General features: G+C 69.4%; 5 protein-coding genes and 1 pseudogene. 2 read left to right on the top strand and 4 right to left on the bottom strand.

The annotated features are described in order from the left end of the window. The 4 genes from L810_RS42195 to L810_RS42180 form a co-directional block, all read right to left on the bottom strand. A partial coding sequence (locus L810_RS42195) for an ABC-type transport auxiliary lipoprotein family protein (RefSeq protein ID WP_042978342.1) occupies positions 1-520 on the bottom strand: 520 nt, incomplete at its 3' end. Positions 521-558: 38 nt separating this feature from the next. Next, positions 559-1,488, bottom strand: coding sequence for an MlaD family protein (locus L810_RS42190; protein ID WP_021164215.1), 930 nt, complete (start codon positions 1,486-1,488; stop codon positions 559-561). 18 nt (positions 1,489-1,506) lie between these two features. After that, the gene (locus L810_RS42185; protein ID WP_021164214.1) at positions 1,507-2,421 is read right to left on the bottom strand and encodes an ABC transporter ATP-binding protein; all 915 of its coding nucleotides are present in this window, start codon (positions 2,419-2,421) and stop codon (positions 1,507-1,509) included. Next, positions 2,418-3,542 (bottom strand): MlaE family ABC transporter permease, encoded by a 1,125-nt coding sequence (locus tag L810_RS42180; RefSeq protein WP_021164213.1) that lies wholly within the window; start codon positions 3,540-3,542, stop codon positions 2,418-2,420. The genes L810_RS42185 and L810_RS42180 overlap by 4 nt, the downstream gene beginning before the upstream one ends. Before the next feature lie 280 nt (positions 3,543-3,822). Here L810_RS42180 and L810_RS42175 point away from each other — a divergent pair, with 280 nt between their 5' ends. Both L810_RS42175 and L810_RS42170 read left to right on the top strand, forming a co-directional pair. Continuing rightward, positions 3,823-5,892, top strand: coding sequence for a bifunctional 2',3'-cyclic-nucleotide 2'-phosphodiesterase/3'-nucleotidase (locus tag L810_RS42175; protein WP_021164211.1), 2,070 nt, complete (start codon positions 3,823-3,825; stop codon positions 5,890-5,892). An 8-nt stretch (positions 5,893-5,900) separates the two neighbouring features. After that, positions 5,901-6,215: pseudogene (locus tag L810_RS42170) on the top strand (tetratricopeptide repeat protein); the annotation flags it as partial.

The following is a 6,215-nucleotide window of genomic DNA, read 5'->3' as shown; positions in this document are numbered from 1 at the left end:
GCGTGCTCGACGGCGCGCGCGCGACGAACGTGCGCTGGCCGAGCACCTTGCCGTCCAGCGTCAGCGTCGCACGCGCGGTGACGGCGCCGTAGCTCTGCGACTGGCCGTCGAACACCTGCTCGAATTCGTTCAGGTCGACCTTGAGGGTCGGCGCGCGCACGCCGTCGGCCCCTTCGAGCACCGTGCCGCGCGACGACAGCGCGCCGCGCAGCCGCTGCGTGAGCAGTTGTGCGGGCGGTGCCGTCCAGCGGCTGTCGCGATAGACGGCCACGTGCTGCGCGTCCAAGTACGCGAGGCGGTACGCGAATTTGTCGGAGTCGAGCGCGTCGGGCACGACGACGTCGAGCACCTTCAGCGCGGGGGCCGTGCCCGCGGTCACGACCGGCGCGGCCGGCCCGAGGTCGTAGCGGACATTCGACAGCGCCGCGCTGTTGCCGGCGCAGCCGGCCGCGAGCGAAAGCGTCAGCACGGCAAGCGCGGCCGCGGCCGGACGCAGCGCGCGGTCAAGGATTCGTGGCATGGCGTGTTCCTGCATGATGTTTCCGGTTTCGATGGGGGTCACTGCCGGGCCGTCGCGCCGGGCCAGACGAAGCCCGCTTCGCCGGGCCCCGGCGCCGCGCCGGGCGAACCGAACAACAGACTGCGCGGGTTGCGGCCAAGTTCACCGGCCACGTCCTTCAATTGCCGCGACGCATCGCCGACGCTGCCGGCCAGCGCGTTGAAGCGCGGCAACGTGTCGTACTGCACGCGCGCGTTGAGATCGTTCAGCGCGACGCCGACCTGCTCGGCGGCCGTGCCGGCCTTGTTCAGGTTCGACACGAGCGGCCCGTTCGGCTGCAGCAGCGTGTTCGCCGACGCCATCGCGCGGTTCACCTCGTGCATCGTTTCCGGCAGCGCGGTGACCGCCGGGCCGAGCTGCTTCGTCAGCGTGGCGGCCCCGTCGGCCGCGTGCTGCAGGCTTTCGGCGGTCGCGCGCAACTGCTCGCGCATCTCGGGCGACATCAGCGCATTCGCGCTCTTCGCGGCCAGCTCGAGCTGCCGCAGCAGCACGTCGCCGCGCTCCTGGATCTGGTCGAACAGGCTCGGCCGCATCGGGATCTGCGCAATCGCCTTCGGCGACGACGGCAGCGGCGCCAGGTCGCGGCCCGTGTCCTCGAGCTGCACGAACGCGATCCCCGTCACGCCCTGGAAGCCGAGGCTGCCGTAGGTCGACTGCGTGATCGGCGCGTCGTGGTCGACGAGGATCCGGATCCGGATCTGCCCCGGGTGCGCGCGGTCGAAGCCGATCGACTGCACCTTGCCGACGTCGAGGCCGCGAAAGCGCACGGCCGCGTCCGGGAACAGCCCCGTCACGTTGGTGCGCGCGAGCAGATCGTACGGCACGCGCACGGTGCGGTCGACGTTGAACCAGAACACGGTGCCCGCGATCGCGAGCGTCAGCGCGATCGTGAACAGGCCGGCCCAGAACGCATGTGATTTGTTTTCCATTCGAGGATTCCTTCGTGCCTACAGCTCGACGCTCGACAGCGCCGGTTCGAGGGCCGCCTTCGGCAGCTTCGCGCGCCGCTCGGGCGGCAGCGCCTGCAATGCGCGGCGCCCGCGCAGCCCCAGGAAATATTCGTGGATGAACGGATGGTCGACGTTCGCGGCCTCCTCCACCGGCGCGGCGACCAGCACCTTGCGGTCGGCCAGCACCGCGACGCGCGTCGACAGCGCGACCATCGTGTCGAGATCGTGCGTCACCATCACGACGGTCAGCCCGAGCGTGCGGTGGAGCGTCGCGATCAGCTCGACGAATTCGTCCGACGCCTGCGGATCGAGGCCGGCCGTCGGCTCGTCGAGGAACAGCAGCTCGGGCTCGAGCGCGATCGCGCGCGCGATGCCGACCCGCTTGACCATCCCGCCCGACAGCGCGGCCGGCATCTTCGACGCGTGCTTGCACGGCAGCCCGACCATCTCGAGCTTGAGCATCACGATGTCGTGCAGCAGGTCCGGCGGCACGCGGCCGAGCTCGCGCAGCGGCTGCGCGACGTTGTCGAACACCGTCATCGACGAGAACAGCGCGCCCTGCTGGAACAGCATCCCGGAGCGCGTGCGCATCATCCGCGCGCTCGCGTCGTCGATCGTCGCCGTATCCTCGCCGAACACCTTGATCGTGCCGGACGTCGGCCGCTCGAGGCCGAGGATCTGCCGCACGAGCGTGGTCTTGCCGGAGCCCGAGCCGCCGACGATCGACACGATCTCGCCGCGTCGCACGTCGAAGTCGAGCTTCTGATGAATGATGTTGCGCCCGTAGCGCTTGGTCAGGTTGCGCACCTCGATCACGAGATCGCCGGGAGCGGCCGCCGCGGCCGGCCGCTCGCCGACCGACCCGGCACCGATGGCCGCGGCGTGCGCGGTCGTTTCGTTCGATGCGTTCATCCGAGCCCCACGTTCTGGAACAGGATCGCGAACACCGCGTCGGCGAGGATCACGACTGTGATCGACGTCACGACCGACGTGGTCGTGCCTTCGCCGAGACTCTGCGAGTTCGCCTTGATCCGGAAGCCGAAATGGCAGGCGACCAGCGCGATCAGCATGCCGAACACGACGCCCTTGCCGACCCCGATGTACAGGTTCGCGATCGGCACGACGCCCGGCAGCGAGCGCACGAAATAGTTGACGTCGATGCCGAGCACGAGCTTCGCGGCGAGCGCGCCGCCCGTCAGCGCGATGATGTTGGTCCACATCACGAGCAGCGGCATCGCGACGCCGAGCGCGAGCACGCGCGGCAGGATCAGCCGCAGCCCGTGCGGGATGCCCATCACGCGCATCGCGTCGAGCTCCTCGGTCACGCGCATCACGCCGATCTGCGCGGTGATCGCCGAGCCGGAGCGGCCCGCGACGAGAATCGCCGACAGCACCGGGCCGAGCTCGCGGATCACCGACAGCCCGAGGATGTTCACGATGTAGCGGTTCGCGCCGAACATCTGCAGCTGCTGCGCGGACAGGTAGCTGAGCACGATGCCGATCAGGAACGCGACGAGCGCGGTGATCGGCAGCGCCTGGGCGCCCGCGCTGTAGATGTTCGCGGAGGTCTCCTTCCACGGCATCGTCTGCGGACGGCGCAACACCGACAGCGCATCGAGGATCACGAGGCCGAACAGCGCGATGCCGCCCTGCAGGTGCTCGCCGAACCGGAAGATCGCCTGGCCGAGCCGCGTGACGGGATCGACGCGCACGACGCGCTCGGGCGCCTCGCGCTCGCTGTCGAGCCGCTCGATGCGCTCGAAGATCGTGCGCTGCGTGGCGCTCAGCGCGACGCCGTCCGGCAGCTTGCGGCCCCACACGCGCCACAGCGCCTGGCCGCCGACGTGGTCGAGCCGCTCGATGCCGGACAGATCCCATTCGCTCACGCGCCCGGACGCGATGCTCGCGATACGACGCGCCACCGCGCCGCGATTGCGTGCAAGCGCGAGCGCGGTCCACTGGCCGGTCAGGCGCACCGTCTGGCCCTGGCCGCCGGCGTCGACCGACAGGCCGGGAGGAGTCTCGAAGTCCAAGGGCAGGTTGTTTGCAAAAAGGTGACAGCGGCCATTGTAGCGAACCGCCCGGCGCCGCGACGTGAGGATTTCCGTGCGGGCGGCGAGCTCGGGGCGCCCGCCCCGGCGTGCGCGAGGAAGCCGCCGGCCGTTGCCCGATGCCGACGTCACCACCTTTCATTCTTCCGTCACGTTTCCTTTCGATACTCTCTCGCGCCGCACATCAGGCCGTCGGCGCCCCGCGCCGCCAATCGTTGCGCACCTCGCGTTTCATAAAACAGAACACCGAACAGGACAACCGATGCGTCTCCCCCTGCTTTCCCGCCGTCGCGTGCCGGCCATCGCCGCGCTCGCCAGCCTCGCCTTCATCCTCGCCGCCTGCGGCGGCGACGACGTGACCTCGCCGCCGGCGACGCCGCCGGCAGCCCAGGCGCCCGTCGGCACGACGGCCACGCTCGCCCTGCTCGAGACGACCGACCTGCACACCAACGTGCTGTCGTACGACTATTTCAAGCTCGCCGCCGACAATTCGCTCGGTTTCGAACGCGTGTCGACGCTGATCGCGCAGGCGCGCAAGCAGTACCCGAACACGCTGCTGCTCGACAACGGCGACACGATCCAGGGCACCGCGCTGTCCGACTACCAGGCGCTCGTGAAGCCGGTCGGCTGCGACCAGACGCTCGCGATCTACAAGGTGATGAACGCCGCGAAATTCGACGGCGGCGGGATCGGCAACCACGAATTCAACTACGGGCTGCCGTACCTGTCGCAGGTGACCGGCAACACGTTCGAGGTCGACGGCCTGCCGGCGCCGGCCCAGCAGAAGAAATGCGCGGGCCCGAACTTCCCGCAGGTGCTCGCGAACGTGATCAGCGCGAAGACCAACGCGCCGCTGTTCACGCCGTACACGATCCTGACCCGCACCGTGACCGCGACCACGCCGGACGGCAAGACGGTCAGCGCGCCCGTGAAGATCGGCATCATCGGCTTCACGCCGCCCGCGATCATGAACTGGGACAAGCGCTGGCTCGACGGCAAGGTCTACACGACCGGCCTGAAGGAAGCGGCCGAGAAGTACATTCCGGAGATGCGCGCGAAGGGCGCCGATCTCGTCGTCGCGATCTCGCACGGCGGCCTCGACAATTCCGCGTATTCGCCGACGATGGAGAACGGCAGCTGGTGGCTGTCGAAGGTGACCGGCATCGACGCGATGCTGATCGGCCACTCGCACCAGGTGTTCCCGGACGCGAACAGCACCGTGTCGCAGTTCAACCTGCCGGGCGTCGACAAGGTCAAGGGCACCGTCAACGGCGTGCCGACCGTGATGGCCAACTACTGGGGCAAGCACCTCGGCGTGATCAAGCTCGGCCTGAAGTTCGACGGCAAGACGTGGAGCGTCGACAAGTCGCAGACGACCGTCGAGGCGCGGCCGATCCAGAACGCCGACAAGAGCTACGTGGCGGCCGATCCGTCGGTTTCCGCCGCGATCGCCGCCGAGCACCAGGCGACGATCGACTATGTGAAGACGCCGATCGGCTCGACCGACTACCGGATGAACTCGTACTTCGCCGATGTCGGCGATCCGGGCGCGATCCAGATCGTCAACGAGGCGCAGGCCGACTACGTGAAGACCTACGTGCAGGCGAACCTGCCGCAATACGCGTCGCTGCCGGTGCTGTCGGTCAGCGCGCCGTTCAAGAGCGGCTTCGGCGGCGGCACCGACTACACCGACGTCGCACCGGGCGCGCTCGCGATCAACAACGCGGCCGACCTGTACCTGTATCCGAACACCGTGTATGCGGTGAAGGTCAGCGGCGCCGACGTGAAGAACTGGCTCGAAACCGCCGCGAAGCGCTTCAACCGGATCGACCCGACCAAGGCGACCGTGCAGCCGCTCGTCAGCACCTTCCCCGGCTACAACTTCGACATGTTCACGTCGGCCGATCTCGCGTATGAAATCGACGTCACGCAGCCGGTCGGCAGCCGGATCAGGAACCTGACGTACAAGGGCGCGCCGATCGACCCGAACGCGCAGTTCATCGTCGCGACCAACAACTACCGCGCGAGCGGCGGCGGCAACTTCCCGGGCCTCGACGGCAGCAAGACGATCTTCGCGTCGCCGGATGCGAACCGCGACGTGCTGATCGCGTTCATCAAGAAACGCGGCGCGATCACGCGCACGGCGGACGGCGCGCAGCGCAGCTGGCGCTTCACGAAGCTCGCGAGCTCGGTCGCGCACGTGCAGTTCGCGTCCGCACCGAACCGCCTCGGCGACGCGGCGGCGGCCGGCCTGACCGGCATCACGCAGGTCGCGGCCGACGACGGCTCGGGCAAGAACCTCGCCACCTACGAGATCGACCTCACGCAATGAGACACGCGATGCAACCGATCCGGACGATGCGGCCGGCCGAATCCGGCCTCGCCGCTGCCGCGCGGCGCGTGCTGCGCGCGAAACTTCCGCCGGCCGCGCTGCTCGCGGCGGCGGCCGTGACCGTCGCGGCCGTCGTCGCGGCGACCGGCCTGCACGGCGCCGGCTCCACGCCGAGCGCCGCGCAGCTCGACGAGTGGCAGGCAATGGTCACGCAGGCCACCGAGCCGCACGCGCTCGCGCAGTTGCGCACGCTGGCGCGCCGCGGCTCGGGCGACGCGCAGGCGGCGCTCGGCATCGCGCTCGTCGACGCGCGCGAACCGGGG

It is taken from the genome of Burkholderia sp. AU4i, assembly GCF_000466765.1.
Taxonomy (GTDB): Bacteria; Pseudomonadota; Gammaproteobacteria; order Burkholderiales; family Burkholderiaceae; genus Burkholderia; species Burkholderia cepacia.
This window is presented reverse-complemented; position numbering and strand designations above follow the sequence as displayed.

Coding starts and splice junctions, on each gene's coding strand:
- L810_RS42190 (WP_021164215.1), bottom strand. CDS start 1,488: ATGGAAAACAAATCACATGCGTTCTGGGCCGGCCTGTTCACGATCGCG.
- L810_RS42185 (WP_021164214.1), bottom strand. CDS start 2,421: ATGAACGCATCGAACGAAACGACCGCGCACGCCGCGGCCATCGGTGCC.
- L810_RS42175 (WP_021164211.1), top strand. CDS start 3,823: ATGCGTCTCCCCCTGCTTTCCCGCCGTCGCGTGCCGGCCATCGCCGCG.